This window comes from Sporosarcina sp. E16_3 (assembly GCF_017347125.1).
In the GTDB taxonomy this organism is placed as follows: domain Bacteria; phylum Bacillota; class Bacilli; order Bacillales_A; family Planococcaceae; genus Sporosarcina.
The window spans coordinates 173,563-193,331 of record NZ_JADPRX010000003.1; the positions used below are offsets into that span (position 1 = coordinate 173,563).

The 19,769-nt window shown below is 40.0% G+C and carries 17 protein-coding genes and 2 pseudogenes; 9 read left to right on the top strand and 10 right to left on the bottom strand.

Translation table 11 applies throughout. The features are described 5' to 3' along the window. The first annotated feature begins 276 nt into the window (after positions 1–276). Positions 277–1,056, top strand: coding sequence for a peptidoglycan editing factor PgeF (gene pgeF / locus I2483_RS04575; protein WP_207174110.1), 780 nt, complete (start codon positions 277–279; stop codon positions 1,054–1,056). A gap of 106 nt (positions 1,057–1,162) precedes the next feature. Here pgeF and I2483_RS04580 read toward each other — a convergent pair whose 3' ends face one another. The 3 genes from I2483_RS04580 to I2483_RS04590 all read right to left on the bottom strand — a co-directional run bounded on the left by I2483_RS04580 (position 1,163) and on the right by I2483_RS04590 (position 4,040). Further along, complete coding sequence (locus tag I2483_RS04580) at positions 1,163–2,287, bottom strand: plasmid pRiA4b ORF-3 family protein (RefSeq protein ID WP_207174111.1); 1,125 nt, start codon at positions 2,285–2,287, stop codon at positions 1,163–1,165. Positions 2,288–2,320: 33 nt separating this feature from the next. Next, a complete protein-coding gene (locus I2483_RS04585) occupies positions 2,321–2,737 on the bottom strand; it encodes a VOC family protein (RefSeq protein ID WP_186671358.1) in 417 nt (138 codons plus the stop codon). A gap of 115 nt (positions 2,738–2,852) precedes the next feature. Then, complete coding sequence (locus I2483_RS04590) at positions 2,853–4,040, bottom strand: DUF4317 domain-containing protein (RefSeq protein ID WP_207174112.1); 1,188 nt, start codon at positions 4,038–4,040, stop codon at positions 2,853–2,855. Between the two features lie 173 nt (positions 4,041–4,213). Here I2483_RS04590 and I2483_RS04595 point away from each other — a divergent pair, with 173 nt between their 5' ends. Next, on the top strand, positions 4,214–4,573 hold the full coding sequence (locus I2483_RS04595) for a carboxymuconolactone decarboxylase family protein (RefSeq protein WP_207174113.1): 360 nt from the start codon (positions 4,214–4,216) through the stop codon (positions 4,571–4,573). A 46-nt stretch (positions 4,574–4,619) separates the two neighbouring features. Here I2483_RS04595 and I2483_RS04600 read toward each other — a convergent pair whose 3' ends face one another. The 6 genes from I2483_RS04600 to I2483_RS04625 form a co-directional block, all read right to left on the bottom strand. Then, positions 4,620–4,955, bottom strand: coding sequence for a DUF378 domain-containing protein (locus tag I2483_RS04600; RefSeq protein ID WP_186671355.1), 336 nt, complete (start codon positions 4,953–4,955; stop codon positions 4,620–4,622). Between the two features lie 241 nt (positions 4,956–5,196). Then, entirely contained in the window at positions 5,197–6,225 is a 1,029-nt protein-coding gene (gene splB, locus I2483_RS04605) for a spore photoproduct lyase (protein WP_207174114.1), read from the bottom strand. A 321-nt stretch (positions 6,226–6,546) separates the two neighbouring features. Next, positions 6,547–8,301, bottom strand: coding sequence for a methyl-accepting chemotaxis protein (locus I2483_RS04610; RefSeq protein WP_207174115.1), 1,755 nt, complete (start codon positions 8,299–8,301; stop codon positions 6,547–6,549). Between the two features lie 495 nt (positions 8,302–8,796). Continuing rightward, positions 8,797–10,542, bottom strand: a complete 1,746-nt coding sequence (locus I2483_RS04615; protein WP_207174116.1) for a GMC family oxidoreductase — start codon at positions 10,540–10,542, stop codon at positions 8,797–8,799. Between the two features lie 14 nt (positions 10,543–10,556). After that, a complete protein-coding gene (locus I2483_RS04620) occupies positions 10,557–11,390 on the bottom strand; it encodes a gluconate 2-dehydrogenase subunit 3 family protein (protein WP_346267697.1) in 834 nt (277 codons plus the stop codon). Positions 11,391–11,834: 444 nt separating this feature from the next. Continuing rightward, the gene (locus I2483_RS04625) at positions 11,835–12,281 is read right to left on the bottom strand and encodes an RNA-binding domain-containing protein (RefSeq protein WP_207174117.1); all 447 of its coding nucleotides are present in this window, start codon (positions 12,279–12,281) and stop codon (positions 11,835–11,837) included. Between the two features lie 429 nt (positions 12,282–12,710). Between I2483_RS04625 and I2483_RS04630 the strand changes: the two genes are divergently transcribed. From I2483_RS04630 to I2483_RS04655, 7 genes and pseudogenes are all read left to right on the top strand, one after another. Beyond that, positions 12,711–13,757 (top strand): iron-siderophore ABC transporter substrate-binding protein, encoded by a 1,047-nt coding sequence (locus I2483_RS04630; RefSeq protein ID WP_207174118.1) that lies wholly within the window; start codon positions 12,711–12,713, stop codon positions 13,755–13,757. Further along, positions 13,758–14,792, top strand: a complete 1,035-nt coding sequence (locus I2483_RS04635) for a FecCD family ABC transporter permease (RefSeq protein ID WP_207174119.1) — start codon at positions 13,758–13,760, stop codon at positions 14,790–14,792. Continuing rightward, a complete protein-coding gene (locus I2483_RS04640; protein WP_207174120.1) occupies positions 14,789–15,820 on the top strand; it encodes a FecCD family ABC transporter permease in 1,032 nt (343 codons plus the stop codon). Before I2483_RS04635 ends, I2483_RS04640 begins: the two co-directional genes overlap by 4 nt. Next, positions 15,820–16,635, top strand: a complete 816-nt coding sequence (locus tag I2483_RS04645; RefSeq protein ID WP_207174121.1) for an ABC transporter ATP-binding protein — start codon at positions 15,820–15,822, stop codon at positions 16,633–16,635. Before I2483_RS04640 ends, I2483_RS04645 begins: the two co-directional genes overlap by 1 nt. A gap of 539 nt (positions 16,636–17,174) precedes the next feature. Further along, positions 17,175–17,307: pseudogene (locus tag I2483_RS19730) on the top strand (DUF2975 domain-containing protein); the annotation flags it as partial. Next, a pseudogene (locus I2483_RS19250) lies at positions 17,306–17,389 on the top strand (helix-turn-helix domain-containing protein); the annotation flags it as partial. The pseudogenes I2483_RS19730 and I2483_RS19250, both read left to right, overlap by 2 nt. 33 nt (positions 17,390–17,422) lie before the next feature. After that, positions 17,423–18,670 (top strand): DUF4153 domain-containing protein, encoded by a 1,248-nt coding sequence (locus tag I2483_RS04655; protein WP_207174122.1) that lies wholly within the window; start codon positions 17,423–17,425, stop codon positions 18,668–18,670. Between the two features lie 200 nt (positions 18,671–18,870). Here I2483_RS04655 and I2483_RS04660 read toward each other — a convergent pair whose 3' ends face one another. After that, positions 18,871–19,488: an NUDIX hydrolase gene (locus I2483_RS04660; protein WP_207174123.1), complete on the bottom strand. Its 618-nt coding sequence runs from the start codon at positions 19,486–19,488 to the stop codon at positions 18,871–18,873. Positions 19,489–19,769 lie beyond the last annotated feature (281 nt).

Here is a 19,769-nt window from a genome sequence, read left to right on the forward strand (position 1 = left end):
TGCCTCCCTCCTTGTTTCGGATACCTGGTGCTCGGTTCTTGCAATAGTACCTAGAGTATACCAAACAAGCTTTCGGTAATGTAGGAGTCTGGAGTTTAATGAGAACCCGTCACCCATCACTTTTGTCACACCATATAGATACCCTAACTAAGATTCACCATTGAAAATAACCACATAGTGCAAGGCGAAATTTGTGAATTTCTACATCAACACAATCGAAAGCCATGATTGTTTTTTTTGAATAGACACTAAGGTATAGTAAAGCTAGGTGATGACATGACAACAACTATATACGTAAACAATGACAAATTCATAACAGGGATGACCATGAAGGACGGAGCCGAACTTGAACACAACAATATGGCCCTTCATGCCTGTGTAACTCCTTTTAATATAATCAAAAACCGCAAGAAATTAGCTGCCTCCTTGCAACTCGAGTTGAGTGATTTCGTTTGTGCCACCCAAACGCATAGCGCCAATTTCCATCGCGTAACGCTCGACGACATAGGACGAGGGGCCGAGCAAATGGACACCGCCATTGCGGACACAGACGCCCTTTATAGCTATGAACCAAATCTTGTATTATGCAGCTTCACTGCCGACTGTGTTCCTGTGAATTTCTACAATGAAGTGAACGGCCTCATCGGCGTAATACATTCCGGATGGCAAGGCACAGTCAAAGAAATCACATCGAAACTTTTCGACCATTTAACACAAGTTGAACACTGTAATCCAAGTGATTTCCACGTCCAGATTGGTGCAGCGCTAAGCCAGGAAAAGTTTGAAGTTGATGAAGATGTCTATTTGAAATTCAAAGCCCTTGGCTATGCGGATGAATTTATGTATTACAATGACGACACTCACAAGTATCACATTGACAATCAGCTCACCGTTAGGAAACAATGTGAGTTGGCAGGGATTCCGACTGAGCGTATTTCAATTGACCGAACTTGTACGTACGTAGATCCGGATGGTTTTTCTTATCGGGAGGATAGGCTGAGTGGGAGACATTTGAGTTTTATCGTAAAAAAGGGCATTGACCAAATAGAGATTTAGTAACCATTGACTATAACAACGAAATATAGCCCAAAAAGCACATCAACTTTATACGTGATGTGCTTTTTCGGATAGTACTGTTTTCTTAACTAGCGAAACTTTCCCCTTAAAGTCCCTTCAAACCTATATTTATATAGTTAATAACAAAATCCTGATAACGCTGCATCCGTCCCCAATTAACCATATGCTCATACTCAGAGTGGTCGGGATCAGCAAGAATCTTGAGAAATTGCTCATAACCATACTCACCGCCTACATCTTCAGGCGGTGTATTCCCTTCGCCCTCCAAGCAAACAGGATAGTTGAAGTCATAGTTCTCTAGTATGCTTTCTACCTCGATATCATGGTTCCAATCATCACCAAAATCATAATTGTATGTCAGTTTTTTGCTTGCAGGTATATATTCCAATAGCTTCACGTCTTTTTCAAGCTTCATGTTTACTTCACCTGGGTAGGAAAAAGCTTCCTCATCACAAACAAGATTAACAATTGGTTTTAGGACTTGTTCATTATGCCCTTCTGTGATGTAATTCTCAGAATTGACCGCCTGACCATAAACGTAAAAGTTATGAAGATGGTAATCTTGCCATCCAAAGGCTGCCTGTAGAATTTGGTGTAATTGGTTAAACGTTTTGTTTAAAGGAACCACTAGTCGCCGCCACACTTGACGATTTTCAAGCCTAAGTGTAACTTTCAGGACTGCGGCTTTCGCTTCAAAAATTGATTGGCCTGCAAATAGGGCAAGATCCTTATACATCTCTTCATTCGGGTAAATATAACTTTTATTTCCGCCTCCGGCTAATAAACGGCTAATTCTAAGACCCATGGCCGGCTGAAAAATAGAATCATTATCCCATAACTCATCAAAAAAGTATGCATTGTCACACGCCTTATTCATCCTTGCCACAGAAGTCCGATCCTTAGTCTTCGCCATGGATACCTCACCAGTATGAAGTAAATACCTGTCAATCACCTTGTCCGATATCCCTTCTGCCTGGAATGTTTCGCGGATTCCTTGCAAGGCAATCTCGGTGAACCTATTAAAATCTTTTGCTTTCAGTCCGTACAACACAACAGCATAACGATTATGATCATTCATTAACACAATCGCTTTCCTACGATTTACCATGATTAAATTTGCATGCCAAGAGAAAAGTGGATTGTCCTCTGAAACTGATTCAGGTTCGACTTTGAGTTCAACTAAAAGTTTCTTCGTACAACGGATATGCATAATTGACGGCTCCTTTAATTAAGATAACCCTAATTAGGTTTTCTCTGAATAACTACAAAGCTCAATCAAAGTTCCATCAGTCGAGGCGGGATTCATGTAAATGAGCCTTCTTCCACGTGCATTCGTACGTAGAGTGTCCTCTAGAAAACGAACTCCATTTTCACTTGCCTCGCGTATTGCTTTGTCCAAATCGTCAACTCGATAGGCAATATGATGCACCCCTTTTCCCCGTTGCTTTATAAACCGGGCCATCGGAGAGTTCTTGTTGGTTGGTGCCAGCAATTCAATTACTTTGTCATCTGTTCTGACTACAGCAACATGCACTTCAACACCAGGCGCATCACTTGTATAACGGTCCTCTAACAATCCATTTAATACATTAATATAAAAGGGAAGAGCGTCATCAATACTTCTAACAGCAATTCCAACGTGATCTAAAACGTATTCCAATTTAACGGCTCCTTCAGCATTATTACTTTTACTAATGACTACATTCCATGCGTATCTGGTGCTCACTAGTAGCATGCGTTCTTCTATTTATTTCTTTTCGCGCCCTAAATCTCTACTACTCCAACAATTCTTCTTGAAGCAGCGTAAATCCTTCAATAATCGTGTCTTCTTCCACCTCAATCAATATGCAACGTTTCCCACTCACTGTGACCTGCCTCACATATCTCAAGTCTTGCGGGCTGATAGCAATATCTGCTACTTTCGTTTGAATTTTGATGGACTTGGATGTGTAACTCGGAACGATATGGCTTGCCTTCATTTCGTATGTTTTGTCCGCGATTACTTTCTGAAATGCCATTTCCACTTTTTCCGTGCTCACATCTTTCACGCCACTTGCCTTCAGCACACGCTCCACTTCTTTAGTATCCAAAGTAGGTAGATATTCATCTTCTCCCTCGTCTTCCACAATCAACATACTGTTAATTTCATCATATACACTGGCAAGGGTTTTTGTATCTATCTCATTACCAGCCACTTCTTTAACGATTTCTTCAAAGACCGATTTATCATCCTCTGCAGTCATAATCTCTTCGCCGTCCAGCACATTCTCGATGAAGTGGTAATCCGGCTTATTCGATTTACCGGCAGCATACAAGATGTGATTTACATCTGCGGCGTTGTCTGTAAAGCAAGGGAATACAAAACCACCAATTGGAGAAGTTAAATTGATGATTGGATCTAGCATGTCGCGCGACTTAAATTCCTTCTCATTGAAATCAAATACAAGTGAGCGTTTAGGCAGTTCAGTCTGATTCATGCTACAGAGAATGAATGGGTTCTTGTACACTTCATCCTGCTTGGCGACTTCCTCTACATCATGATTCCTTTTCGTCGGTTTAAAATAATTACCGCGAATAAAAGTCACTACGACGTCCTTTTCATATTGAGCGTCTTGCACCATCTTCCGAGCGATGCTTTCCATATTCGCTTTCCAATCTTCTACTTCTTTTGTATGAAGGCCGTCATATAAAAGCCTTTGCGTATGGTCAGTTTGCTCCTCTACTTGCGGTTGAAACCTCACCTCAAATAGTTTTAAACCTAGTTTTCCACCCAACACTTTTTTAAAGTTGTTCAGAAACAACTCCTGTTGCTCTCTGTCCAAAAGGGAAAATGGCTGGCTTTCCTCATGATAGAAATCACTGCTCTCCTGCTTAATATACACTTTATAAATGTCAGTAATCGTCAGTAAGTCAGTGTCCAATTTAAATTGTTTACGAATCGCTGCAATGTCCTTCTTGTTCATCTCTAATTCCAACTCCCCGACTAATATAATCTGTCATATCAAATCTAAAAATTAAATTATAAATGTAAAAAGAGCGTCAAAGCTTTGGTCAGCATTAGACACTGCCTTATTATAGCAATGCATGCCTTCCCCCGTCTTGCTAATACTACTCTCGAATAGGAGGAGGGTACTATATGGAGGAAATTACGTATTCAGAAGCTGTATTACAGGAATATAAAATTGGAATGGGCAGTTTCGCAGAAAAATTGCCAGGTGTGGCCAGGGCGTATCATGCATTCACTGAGTCGTGTTTTGAAGAAGGCAAATTGGGTCAGAAAGACAAGCAGCTAATCGCACTTGCCATTAGCGTGCACACACATAACGAATATTGCATCCTCTATCATACAAAGGGTTGCCTGGATGCGGGTAGTACCGAGGAAGAAATGATGGAGGCAATTGGAGTGGCTGCGGCTCTAGGCGGCGGTTCTGCAATGAGCCAAGGCGTTACCATTTGGCAGGATGCACTCGAAGACTTTACAGGAACCGTTCAATAAACAGAAAACAGCCACCTAATTTCGGGCGGCTGTTTTCTTGTTGCAATCAATCTACATTATCCATATCACGTTTCGCCTTTTTCACCTTTGCTTCTCGTTCTTTCCTGAAGTCCGGCTCCTCGCCAAATTCCGTCCCTAAATTAGGATTGGAAAACCGTGAAGGTCGGTCGGTAACCGTGTCGATTTCTTCGCTAGGCTTAAACAATAGACCGAGACATACCAGGGCACTTATCCCGACAAGACCATAAACCACCCTAGCCAAGAATGCACCTTGACCACCAAATAATGTTGCAACTAAATCAAACCGAAAAAAACCAATCAAACCCCAGTTAATTCCACCGATAACAACTAGAGCTAGCGCGATTCGTGAAAGCATACTCATACATTAACTCCTCCTTCTTTATTCGTACTTATCTTTTACCAAAACCGCTTTTCAATACATTTTGAATAAAGGTAGGCACTCAAACAATCTTGTTTAATTGAATAAGCATGATTGTTGGGTGCCTGTGACATTACAACTTAAAAGGGATGATGGAAATGAAATAGGTTGTGTTTTTGTTTGTTTTGGCGAGAAAAAGCGTAAAGTCCCAGTTCATCTGGGCCCTTACGCTTTTTTTGATGGCTCAAGTAAAATACTCCAACTTCGCATTCGGAAAATACTTTTCCATATAGCCGTATAGAAAAGATTTTATTTCATCCTCTTCGTCCTTTTGGTAAATATACTTTCCGATTCCATACTTGCCCCATTTGTACCGTCTTTTTTCTTCATCTAACTCCAGCTTTGTCTTCGGGTAGTTCTTTTCAATCACTTTTTTCGCCGCTTTCGTAAATCGGTGTTGAATGAATTCAAATGTAATATCATCTCTCGCGTCTTGCGGCAATTCCTCGTCAAGTCGCTCAAACATGTGGTGGTAGCCTTCCTGCCAGCCTTCATGAAGGTAAATGGGCGCAACGATAAAGCCTAGTGGGTAACCGGCTCTTGCGACTTTCCCTGCGGCCTCAATTCTTTTATTCAGCGGAGAAGTGCCGGGCTCGAAATTTTTAATGACATAATCAGCATTTACGCTAAATCTGAATCGCGTATTGCCATTATGTTTGGCATCCAGTAAATGGTCGACAAAATGGAACTTCGTCACAAAACGTAACCGACCTAGTTCTGTTTGACCAATATGTTCAATTGCTCTTTTTAATGAATGCGTTAAATGGTCAATCCCCACAATATCGGATGTACACGCTGCTTCGAACCGTGTAATCTCGGGCGCACGTTCTTCAATGTAGCGATCAGCCACTTCGAGGATTTCCTCCACATTTACGTAAGTTCGGATATAGGGTTTGTTGCCCATCGTGGTTTGCAAATAACAATAATGACAATGCCCCATACACCCTGTTGCAAGGGGAATTGCATATTCCGCTGAAGGCTTGGACGTTTCGAATTTTAACGTTTTTCGAATACCTACGACTAAGGTGGATTTTGCGATACGGTATTTTTGAGCGTCCGTATCTCCTGGCAAATCTCGAATTTGATTATGCGAAGTCGTATAGCGTATTTCAACTCCCAGTTTCTCGAACTTTTCCTTTAGTTCTTTGCCAAGCGGATATTCAAGTGCATTTGGCTCAAAATAAACAAGCTGTGGTGTGAAGGGTTTATTCATACCGCGAACTACCTAATCCATAATTAATATCCATTTGATCACCTTTCTCCTTTTATATAGCATGTCTTAAAAGTGAGGAATTATGAAAATGGACTTAATTTTGTTGCTTGTTCATGATGCTATTGAGTAATTGAGTGAATAACAATCGAAAAAGATAAAAACAGTACCCGTTCACCATAAGCGTGACAAGTACTGTTTTTATCCCCTAAAGAACTGTTACAAGTAATTCATAAACTTTATGATTGTTTTTGTACCTGGCACCACTCACTAGTGTTTCCTTCTGTAAAAGCATTTTTAATACCGTACTAAAATCCGGCAATATCAAATTTTAAATAGTTGACTTAAGCTATTTAGTTGATCGGATAAAGTCCCCAGATCCTCGACTTGTTTTTGTATATGATCCGATGATAAATTCATTTGATGAGAAGTTGCCGAAACCTGTTCGATACCTGCCGCACTTTCTTCAGATGCTGCAGCAATTTCTTGTATTGAACTAGTAATTAGCGTTTGTCTAGTTGAAATTGATTGTAATTGCTCATACATTGAACGAATCGATTGATTCACTAACGTAATCTCAGAAGAAATATTATCAAAAGCATCCTCAGTTTGATTAATACTTTCTTTTCCTTTTTCCACATCCGACAATCCTTTTTCTAGGTAAGAGGTTATCCCATTTGAATTGCTCTTTACGTCGTTTACAATAGTGTGTATTGAATGTACGGAATTTGAAACTTGATCAGCAAGTTTCCTTACTTCTTCAGCTACTACAGCGAACCCTTTTCCAGCCTCTCCTGCACGAGCTGCTTCAATAGCCGCATTTAAAGCTAATAAGTTAGTTTGATCAGCAATATTACTGATAAAAGATATAATATTTGTAATTTCACTTGTTTGTGCTTCCAGTTCTTTCGCCTTTGTAGCTGTACCTTTTACCATGCTATAGATATTTTCCATATTCCCAATCGATTCATTCATAAGGCTTGTTCCATTTTCAATATTTAACGATATATTGGTTGAGGAGTCCAATACTTTTTTTCCATAGTCTGTTGTAGAATGAACAAGTTTAGAGAACCCATCCATTTCCTGCGAAACACTAGATGCTGAATCTGCTTGAACTTCTACAGCATGTGCCATTTCATCCATCGTTAAGGCAATCTGGTTAGTAGATTCGTGTACTTCTATGGCTGTATGTTTTAATGTGTGGCTCTGTTGATTTACAACAGAAGAATGTTCTTGAATTTTCATAATCAGTTCTTCTAATTTCGTTTGCATGCTTGCGACCGAAAAAGATAATGTGCCAATTTCGTCTAGTGATTTAACATGTAGTAACGACATTTGTGTTTTTGCCTCTTTAAGATTCCCTTCCGATATTAATCCCATAATATGAGTAAGCCTTGATAGTGGATTTAATTTCTTACTTAAAGTCCAATACACAATTGCTAATATGATGGCCAGCAAAAGGAATAGGGCGATTAGAAAAACAGGTAATAAGTCAGTCAGCACATCCTTTGATACGGTATCTAACACTTCCGCTTCCATATCAATACCTAAAATTCCGATTACCGCGCCAGATGAGCTTTTGATTGGAACAAATACCTCAATATAGTTACCCCATTCTGGATCTTGGATTATACCCGTAGTTATAGTTTCCCCGTTAAGCACTGGTGATACGTCGTCAAAGGTAGTAACACTCGTAGGTGTTCCAATTTCTGCGGCATCCTTCGCCGGAAGACCGTCCACCATAAACTGGACCTTTTGATCATTCGTAACTTCTAAGGTATAAACATACATGGCACCAATTTTCTCTCTATAATCATCCAATTGTGTTCGAAGCTGTTCGTATGTATCATTTTTCGTAGGCGTTTTCAAAAAATTTTCATAAAGGGTTGAATCGATTTGAGAAGCAACTCTTTCTCCATGTAAAAGCGTAGTTTTTGTAAAGGTTTCTTGGATTGAAATGATTGAATTATAATACATGCCACCACTAATTAATAAAAACAACGTGGTTATTAGGATAAATAATAATAAGGTAATTGATTTTTTCAATGACTTTTTTGATTGGGTTTTATGTATCTTCATTATTCTAGGCCTCCGTATTATTGTTTACTTGTTTTCGCGGGCGCAATAATCTTCAAACGTTCGGAATTCGTTAAATTTTGTAGAGATTTCATTACAAATGGCCAACTTCTTTTGTTTTAGTTTTTGTTTTAACCTAGCGACTAGCTAATCTCAAAGTTCTCTCCTTTAAAAGACTCATTGTAACTCTCCTGCCATATATACTATAGTACTAGTTTATTAGGTACAACCATATACCTTCAAGTTTTTGTAAAACTTAATAAATAAACACAAAGTTATACATCGATGAACTTTCATCTGCATTCCAATTCAGACGCTATAGAAATAAAAATAACCCCCAAAGGCTTTACGAAACCTGTTGGGGGTTATTGCTATTTATTTCTGTTCATTCACAATGCCATGGACATCGTTCAACTGCTGCTTCATCAAGTCCAACTGTTCTGTTCTATTCTTGCTTGACTGACCAATCTGCCTTTGGAGCGGAGTTGCTGAAAAAAGTTAAACACTAGCGCTTTCCTGTTTTCCTTTTACTAGTTGTCCACCGCTTTTCAGATATTTTTCAATTCCTTCAGACGCGCGGTAACCCAATGCGCCAATTGTTGCGGTCGGGTGATGGCCCGCAAACTGCGGAAATGCGGATCCACCAACTACGAAGAGGTTATCGACATCCCACATTTGTAAGTAATTATTCACTGCAGACGTTGCTGGGTCTGATCCCATAATGACGCCTCCCGCGTAATGTCCGCCATCATAGACATGATCAAATTCTTGTGGAACCTCATCTTCGTCAACAATGTCCGCACCCATCTCTTTCATAATCTCTGAGCATTTTTCTATGCCGAATTTAGCCATATTTCGGTCTTGATCAGTATATTTATAAGTTATACGCAGTAGTGGGTCATTGAAACTATCCGTATACGTTGGATCTAGATCCACAAAGTTATGCCAATAAGACATGGTTGCCATTGTATACCATGCAACGTAGGTACGATTCGTATAATAAATTGAGTTCTTCTTAAATTCTGGCCCCCAGCTTGGCGTACCATTTGGGACGTGATTCGTTGCAATGGCTCCGCTTCCATATTGCCTTAGTTCAATTCCACCACCATTAATGAAATCCAACTTGGAATGATCAAAATTATCTCCCGCAAAATCGCTTAGGGTAGCACCTAGCGCGCCTGCCCCCATATAACTATTAAATTTCTTTTCGTTGAAAAAACCTCTTGCCCCAAGGAAGGTAATATTGAACTGAGCGTTGAAGTTTCTTCCGATTACACCCTTTTTTGTTGTCGGATTATAAGGCTGACCGATGCCAGATAACAGTAATAAACGATTGTTTGTAAATGTGAACGCGGCTAGCACCACTACATCCGCGGGTTGTTCGTATTCTATTCCGGTCATGTTATCGACATAAAGGACGCCCGTCGCTTTGCCGCCTTTGTATAAGACACGCTTGACATAGGAACCTGTTCTCACCTCGAAGTTTCCGGTCTTCATAGCCGTTGGGATTACCGTCACAAGCGGATCGGATTTCGCACCAAAGTCACATCCGTATTGCGTACAAAACGAACAAAACATACACTGATTAATTTGTTCCCCGTCCGGATTTGTATAGGCTTGTGATAGATTCCCGGATGCTACTTGATAAGGATGGTACCCCATTTTTTTGGTGGTGTCTTTAAATAAACGAATGGCTGGCGATTCCTTCATCGGTGGGTTTGGATAGTCACTCGATCGTTTATCCCCAAGAGGATCAGGCTCTCCCGATATTCCCGCCGTTTTCTCCCACCGATCATAGTATTTTTCCATCTCATCGTATGTGATACCCCAGTCCTGTATCGTCATATCATTCGGGATTTTAGCCTTCCCGTAGCGCTCGATTGTTTTGCTTTTAATTTCAAAGTCATACGCCTTCCAACGGTATGTCGCACCGGCCCAATGGACACTGCCGCCACCCAAATCCGTGCCAGCCATCATTTCTTTACGCGTTCTAACCGGCAATGCGGCTTCATCTATATAGTTTCGGGAAGTAATTGTTTCAGGAGCTAGATTCTGCATCATCTCATAGCGATTTGTATAACGCAGTTCATCTTTCACTCCTATGTAATCATCCCGAGTTACATTTTTCCCACGTTCCAATGCTACAACTTTATATCCCGCTTTCGAAAGTTCAGCCGAGACAACACCGCCTGCCCAACCTGTACCTACTACAACCACATCTACTTTATCCAGTTTAACTACCATCTTATCTACCTCCCTTAATGACCTTGGTAATTCCGTAAGCTTACCGGGTCCATTTTTATGAATTCTTCTTTCTCAATGTCATTCAGAAAGCTTGCTCGTGGACCTGGATACTCTTTCATCTTCCATCCCATCATATCCTTATTACCGCCATACACTGGGTCGGCATATGCTCCCTCAATCGTAGTCTGTAGAAGTAAAGAGAAGAAGTTTGAGGATCCTACCCCTTTCATTTCGACTTTACCTTCCTCAAACATACGCAATACTTCATCTTGCTTTTCTGGATCCAAGTCAACGAACCTTGCACCAAAATCTTTTTGAGCTACTTCATTAATTTTCCGTAGTCCCAAAGTAAAAACTTCACTTCGATTTAATATGGATTGGTACCGTGGTGTAGGTGTAGGTACTTGCGTTGCTGCATTCGGTCCCTGTGTATCCTGATCCCGTTTGACGTTATGGGTGCCTGCCGCTTGGATATTTGTAATAAAAGGTCCCTTCATATATTCCTTAGAATTCATCCCCCACTCGCCAGCTAGTTGCTTGTCAATAAAGTAGGGTATGCCTAGTTCAATGGCGCCGGGTCCTAAATCATCTTTGGGAAATAAACGTTCTGTTGCGGCCGATAGAATATCGAAGTCTTCGGCACGATTGATAAACACCCGTGCATCTTGTAAGCCTCCACTTGTATTTTCAAGTGTGGTTACCGGTGCTTTCTTTTGTAACTGGTTGGTAAACAAGCCTCCAAACAGGCCTCCCCCAACCACACCTCCAGCAACTAATCCTGTATTCTTTATAAACGCTCGGCGGCTCATACCGCTTTTCTCGTTTCTATCCGTAGGTTTATCTGCCACTCCGTGATCCTCCTAACAGTTCTGTATGTTTAGTTCTTATCAATCATGCTTGCCAGTATAATCTAAATATATTCATTTTTAATTGGGGCCGAATTGTTTAAATTTAAGCAAAGAAGAGTTTGGGCAAGTTCCATGCTATTCAAGTCGTAAACCAAGTACATCGCCAAGAATGTACTAGTTGTGCAGACTTTAAAAATACGCGTTATATCTGACTGAAGAACGAAAGTGCGCGGATACCGTTCGGGCAGAATCATGATCGCTATTATTTATTTGCTTGCCGGAAGATTGTTAGAATCCACTTGTAACAAAAAACACTAGAGCAAGTCGCCCTAGTGTTTCTTTGAATGTAGTGTTTACTGACCGATAAGATAATAACGGTAATAGATCATCACAGTGAATATATAGGGAAGGGTACCTTTACCTCCTCATAAAGTCAGACTATCGCTATGAATCGCTCCTGTACGGCAGACACTGTTTCCCTTGCCTAATGGTCGCTGTACCATTCGTTGTTGTATAAGGCGGTGTTTCCGGCAAAACGTTCATGACTAAGAGCCGGATTGAATGATCTTTATAAAATAGCTCATCAAATGAAGGAATAATGTGTGGATTTGTATTCTCAAATACCCTTTTTTGTAATTCTTTTATATCTACATCAAATGGAACCCCAATTAAAACATTGTCTATTCCCCGCACTTTGTCAGCCACGCCGAAAACAACACTGCCCCCGCCGCCATTCGCCATACAAACCGCGTATTTAATCATTTTATTGATGTTTTCCTCCAAAGCACTAAAATTCCATTGCTTAAAGTCTAGGTCCTGTGCCTCAAAATCATCTGCAATATGATAATCCAATTGCTGAATGATCCTCATGATTTCGCGTTTATTCTTCACAAAAATATCCTCCTTTCCAGCAAAATCGATCTATATACCATGCAAATAGGTTAACCAATGCTTAGACAAAAAAGGGAGTCCCTTATCACAAATATACTTGTGGGAACTACCTCTTATTATAGTTATATGTTTGTTCCGTCGTGGCTGTTTATAGGTAAGAGATAAGTGGTGGAATTAGTATTGAAAAGGCTCCCCGTAATAGTGCGAAGCGGCGTTTTATCAATTTACTTCATAAAAAAAGACTCAATCCTATATTGGAATCGATTCTTATCATGATGGAATTATTCGTGATTATCTACCCCTTTTTTGAAATATGTACATTACACCAGCTGTGGCCGATTAACCAAACAAAATTTTCATTGACAAGCAGAAATTAATTATATATCATTGATACTGATAATCATTATCAATTAAAAGGAGCGCTTAATAATGAAAGCAAAACGAAAAATTTCAATAAGTATTTTATTTATTTCAGCTATGGTTCTGCTATTCGGCTGTTCAGCTGATAAATCTACTTCCACTTCAACTGGCACAGCAGATACAAAAAAGGAAGAAACAACTTCCGAATACCCGCTAGTAATCAAGCATGCTTTTGGCGAAACTGTAATTGAAGAGAAACCTGAACGCATTGCTACGATCTCATGGGCAAACCATGACGTTGCTCTCGCTCTCGGAGTTATACCTGTAGGCTTTTCAGCGGCGAATTACGGCGTTCAGGATGACAGCGGACTATTACCTTGGACAGCAGACAAACTCAAGGAACTCGGTGGAGATAAACCTGCTATTTTCCAGGATACAGACGGACTTGATTTTGAGGCAATTTCAGATGCAAACCCAGATGTAATTCTTGCAGCATACTCAGGTATTACGCAAGAAGAATATGACACATTAAGTGAAATCGCTCCAGTTGTTGCCTACCAAAAGAGCCCTTGGGTAGCTTCATGGCGTGAACAAGTTACATTCAATTCAATGGGCATGGGAATGGAAAAGGAAGGTAAGCAACTGATTGCCGATACAGAGAAATTAATTCAAGATAAAGCAAATGAATACCCTGTTTTTAAAGGTAAAAAAGCTGCATTTGTTAGCATAACAGCTACAGATTTATCTAAGTTTTATATTTACACGCCAACAGATCCTCGTGGTGAGTTCCTTACTGAGTTAGGAATGGAATACCCTGAAAGTATTACGAGTCAAATTACTGATCCAACTAGTTTCTATTTAGAATTAAGTGCTGAAAATGCAGATATACTCAATGATGTTGATCTTTTCGTATCATACGGAGATGACAATACATTAAAAGCACTGCAAGCTGATCCACTTCTCGGAAAAATTCCAGCAGTTCAAAGAGGTTCTGTTGTAATTATTGGAGATAACACGCCACTTGCAGCGGCTGGGAATCCAAACCCGCTCGCAATTGAATACTCAATTGATGAATACTTAGATTTGCTTTCAGAAGCTGCTAACAAGGTAAAATAAATGATCAATACATCCGTTTCAGAAAATAAGCAGTTACTTATTCCGAAAAACTTTATAAGAGTCCTTGTACTCTCCATTATTTTACTCGGTTTATGTGTATTCGCTTCTCTTGCCTTTGGCTCGCGTACAGTTGGATGGGATGAACTAATGGCTGGTTTATTCCATCCTGATGTACAGTCCCATGGAGCAAATGTTGTACGCCAAAGAATTGCTAGAACTGTATTTTGTTTAATGTGTGGTGCCGCATTAGGAGTTTCCGGGGCTCTTATGCAATCAGTCACGCGTAATCCTATTGCAGATCCTAGCATATTAGGAGTAAACACAGGGGCTTCTCTCTTTGTCGTTTGTGGAATTTCCTTTTTAAATAGTAGTACTGCTAGTCAATACATTTGGCTTGCACTAGCGGGAGCAATCATAACTGCCATTTTTGTATTCGGAATTGGGTCTATGGGGAGTGGCGGTGCCACGCCCCTTAAACTCGTTTTAGCGGGTGCTGCTACAAGTGCAGCATTATCATCTCTCGTAATTGCAATTATGATTCCCCGCACAAACGTTATGGATCAATTTAGATTTTGGCAGGTAGGCAGTGTGGGTTCAGGAAACTGGAGCACGATCTCCACTTTTACTCCTTTTCTTCTTGTAGGAATACTAATAGCGTTATTCTCGGCTCCAGCCCTGAATGCATTAGCATTAGGCGATGAAGTTGCTAAAGGTTTAGGTGTACGAACTGGCACACTTAGACTTATTGCCGCTTTTGGCGGTGTCCTATTATGTGGTGCAGCAACAGCACTAGCAGGTCCTATTGGCTTTATCGGTTTATTGGCCACCCACGTGATTCGACTCCTTATTGGTCCGGATTTACGATATATTATCCCGATGGCAGCCCTTTCAGGTGCAATTATTTTAACGATATCAGATGTCTGCGGTAGGCTTATCGGCAGTCCAGGTGAGCTTGAAGTTGGTATAGTGACAGCATTTATTGGGGCTCCTATTTTAATCTTACTAACTATGAAAACGAAGATGCGTGCGTTATGAGAAATGACTCAATGAATCTTATTATAGTAGGCAGAGCAAAGAGACGTCGTCGCTTTATACTCGTGACTTCCTTACTAGCAATCATTGCTTCCGCACTTTGCTTCGCAATGCTTATGCTAGGAAACACGATTTATCCCGTTCAAGATGTCGTACGTGTCCTCCTGGGCGAACAAGTAAAAGGCGCATCATTTGCAGTGGGGACCATCCGTTTTCCACGAATGGTCGCAGGCATTTTTGCTGGATTCGCTTTCGGAGTTGCCGGTACAGTATTCCAGACAATGTTGCGAAACCCTCTGGCAAACCCCAATGTCATCGGAATTACGGCTGGTTCAAGTGCAGCCGCTGTTTTTTGCATCATTGTTCTTCAGGCAAGCAATATGGTTATTTCGATTGCTTCTGTTGTTGGCGGACTTGCTACAGTGATTGTTATTTTTCAATTATCAAAAGGGAGTTCTTTTTCAATTGGTAGATTAATATTAATTGGGATTGGCATTCAAGCAATATTTAACGCTGTTATCTCCTATTTATTGCTTATTGGTCAGAAACACGATATTCCTACTGCAATGAGATGGCTAAGTGGCAGTCTAAATGGAGCTAAAATGGAGAATCTTTACCCTCTCATGCTGACAGTTCTGATCTTCACACCCGTCATTATCTTACTCGGGAAACGATTGGATATGTTGGAACTGGGCGAGCAGGCAGCCACTTCACTTGGAATCGATACTGACAAGACAAGACTTATACTAATTATTAGTTCTGTACTTATTATTGCGTTAGCCACCGCTACAACAGGACCCATCGCATTTGTCGCATTCCTTGCTGGACCTATCGCAAAAAGACTAGTCGGTGTGGGGTTTTCAAACATTATTCCAGCAGGTCTTGTTGGCATCGTTTTAGTCTTAGCATCAGATCTTATTGGTCAATTCGCATTCGTTGCTAGATACCCTGTAGGTGTAATCACAGGCATTCTAGGAGCTCCCTACTTGATCTACTTGTTAACCCGAATGAATCGCAAGGGAGATTTATAATGAAACCGGAACATATTTTACAAGCTGAACAGGTCGAATCCGGCTATGATAATCAAACCATTGTCCATGGCATAAGCCTCTTGATCCCAAGCAATAAAATCAGCGTCATTATTGGTGCAAACGGCTGCGGAAAGTCTACGCTTCTTAAAACATTGGCGAGACTTATCAAACCTACATCCGGAGAAATTACACTAGACGGAAAACCGCTCAGAAAAATTCCACCGAAACAATTGGCGCGCGTTTTAGGGCTTCTTCCGCAATCCCCCATTGTTCCAGAAGGAATATCAGTCTCGGATTTGGTTGGACGGGGAAGGTACCCTCACCAATCCATGTTCTCCGGTTGGACAAAAAAGGATTATGAAGCCGTTGCCGAAGCGATGGACATTATGAACATTACCGAATTTGCAAACCGGAACATTGATGAGTTATCTGGCGGACAAAGACAGCGTGTCTGGATTGCAATGGCGTTGGCGCAGCAGACCGATATTTTATTTCTCGATGAACCAACGACTTTTTTGGATATTACGTATCAAGTTGAAATTCTTGACCTGCTGACTGACCTTAACCGAAAACGCGGAACAACGATTGTAATGGTCCTCCATGATATCAACTTGGCCGCACGTTACGCAGACCATATCTTTGCCCTTCGTCAAGGAAAGCTAACTGCGGAAGGCAAGCCTTCAAAGATCATTACAAGTGAATTGATCAAAGACGTTTTCGGGCTTCGTTGCTCTGTGATAAAAGACCCCATTTCGGGCTCCCCTTTTGTGGTACCAATAGGAAGATATCATGTTAATAGTGAATGTCCTCTATAAATATAGACTAATACTTCTGCTCAGTAATTTTCCGCATAGGTTCCATCTGTACCGCCTTTTCCGAATTAGAGAGCATTATTAACGCTTAAAAGGTTACGTTTGCATAATTTAAGCGTGAAACTAATTGCATTTACAGACCCACAGAATAATCTTTTGTAGATTACTAAAAAGGAATTAACGAGAATAAAGATAGAGAAATAAATGTCTAAGCTTCACAAAAAAATGGGGATACCATTTTTGCTAGCATAAGACTGTAATCAAACTCGATGAAATCCGAGCTTGATTACAGTCCTTTTTGTTTAAATTAGAAATAGGAAAGTAATGAGGTGATCGGCATCTTCGAAATAAGACTTAAAAAACCTCATTTGCGGCTCAAGAGATACACCATATAGAGCATTTCTCTGTAAAGAGGAATGCTTTTATTTCCCCTTCTTTACTCATTAACAACAAAACCTTTATAATAATCAATACAAATGTATTGTAAATCGATAAATACAGTGGTAACATTTATTAAACAATACTTACAAGGGATGCTCTTCATGAAACCAGAAAACACTATTTTTATAGTTAGCTGTTGTTCTCATGGGATTTCCAGTTCTAGCTTTATGTATCTTTTGGGTACCTGAGTTTGGTAATATTGCAGCTAAATTGCATCCAGAGTTTGATTTGATTATCGGCTCTAGATGCGATTTGTAAGGCTTTAGAATGTCAGCCTGGGGATGTTTTAGAATGCAAAAGTGATGAAGACATTTAAAAGTATATGACAACTAGTAGGGGAGGTATAAGCGTGAACAGTAACAACTTGATTATTAAAAATATCTTTAACCCCCATGAGCTAGAGAGAATGTTTAGAGATGACCCCAAAGCCTTTAAAAAGTCATTCTCATACGCATGGGAACAAAATCCTGATTCGAAGGTTCTTGCTGTTTGGTATGAGAGATTGAATTTCAAGGAGGCGGCACATACAGAAAAAGCTTCCTTGCTTCAAAAAGGTTTCTTATTTATGGGCTTTTTAGCCATTCTGGCCGGGATTAGCACTAGGATCATTTTCCATTTTGTCGAACAGCAAGTAATTGCCCCAATTAACCTTGCTTTTGGGATTCTCCCCTTTATTGGCGTCTATTTTGTATACAAAAATAAACCTCAAAAAAAGGTTCTTTACACACTTGCATCGTTGTTCCTAATATCAGTTTTGTATCTTAATATGCTGCCATTAAATAATAATGACAGTACTATCCTTGTTTATTTACACCTTCCCATATTCCTATGGGGATTGATAGGGTTTGCATTTGCAGGAAATGAATATTCAATAGGCAGCACGAGATTAGCCTATCTTAAATTCAATTTGGAACTTTGCATACTCTACGCCAGCATGGCCATTAGTGGAATGCTGTTAGCAGCATTAACTATGCAATTATTTAGCTTTGTCGATTTGGATATAGCAGATTTCTATTTCAGAAACATTGTGTTATTCGGTGCTGCCGCGCTCGCAGTTGTGGCTACCTACCTGGTGTCAATGAATCTTAAACTTGCTAAGAACATTACACCATATATAGCTAAAATTTTTAGTCCTCTTGTCCTGGCCACTTTGTTGGTCTATCTTATTACGGTAATTTGGGTCGAAAAAAACCCATTCTTGGACAGAAATTTCCTGATAGCATTTAACGGAATACTCCTTGGTGTCTTGGCCGTTACTATATTTTCAATTACGGAAAGTAGCACAGACAGGAAAAAGAACATTTCCGATTATGTTAATTTCGCCCTAATTGTTCTTGCTCTTATCATTGACAGTGTGGCTTTGTCAGCCATTGTATTCAGACTTTCTTCTTATGGGATTACACCAAACAGACTCGCTGTTTTAGGTGTAAACATACTTATCTGGGGAAATCTTATTTGGATTATGGTCTCCTATATGCGTTTTCTACAAAACAAGACCGGACCTTCCCCCATCCAAGATGCGGTTACTAAGTATTTGCCAGTCTACTTATTTTGGGCGGCTTTCGTTACATTTACTTTCCCTTTCATTTTTAATTAAAAAGGCTTTATTAATGTAACGGATGCTGATTTTCCTTATAAATGCCAAAATTAATCAAGGGTCTATTCATGACTTGTTCATTTTCAGCTTTTTGCTTATCTAAAAAAACCTCATTTATACCTGATACGGTTCTCCGTAATGGTACTAAATGAGGTTTATTAATTTTCATAATCAACGCTTTTCAAGATTACGAGTATCACTTATCTTATAATTTCTATAAAATGTTTCAAAATCCTAGCTGTTAAACCCCAAATTGTATACTTTTCATAATCAAAAAACCATTCTTCCATTGAACGGGCTCTCCATTGATACTGAGCACCATTCATTATCTTTTCATAAGGAAAGTTTGGCGAAGGCACTGGTTCAACGGATACTACATGCATATAAGGCTCATAATTCAAAAGCCATTTTAGAGGTATTGTAAATACCTCTTCAACTTCTTCTTTGTTATACGAATGGATAATTTGATCGTAATCAATAGTTGCTACAAACGGATAGATTACAAATGAAGAGGAGGCAATATAAGGGCTTAATTCCCCTACAATCGAAACCGTTTTTGGGTCGACACCTAATTCTTCATGTGTTTCTCGTAAAGCGGCTGCCACTGGGGATGGGTCTGTGGAGTCGATTCGGCCACCTGGAAAACTAATATCACCCGGCTGTTTTCTCATGGTGAATGAACGTACTTCGAAAAGGATATGCAACTCTTCATCCACTTGAACTAGTGGTATTAAAACTGCCGAACGAAAAGCTGTTTCCTCCCCTATAAACAGGGACTGATTTTCATTTAACTGGTTTTTTAGTTTATCTAGGAACATGAAATCCCCCTCACCTTTATGGGTTATATTCTATTTATTGTATCACTAGTGATTGGTGCCAGCGCATGTAAAAAACCATGATGATTCCACTATATCAGTGGATTCTATTAGTTTCTTTTTATTTGCTTACCATGTTCTGATAAAATCACAAAAACTTTTTTTACAAAGTTGTCCCCTAAATCGCAATTCTCATCTATATAAAAAATAAAGGGGATATTCTTTATGACAACTTACCTTTCTGAGTACGCACACTTCACAAACAAACACGATCTAGACGCGGC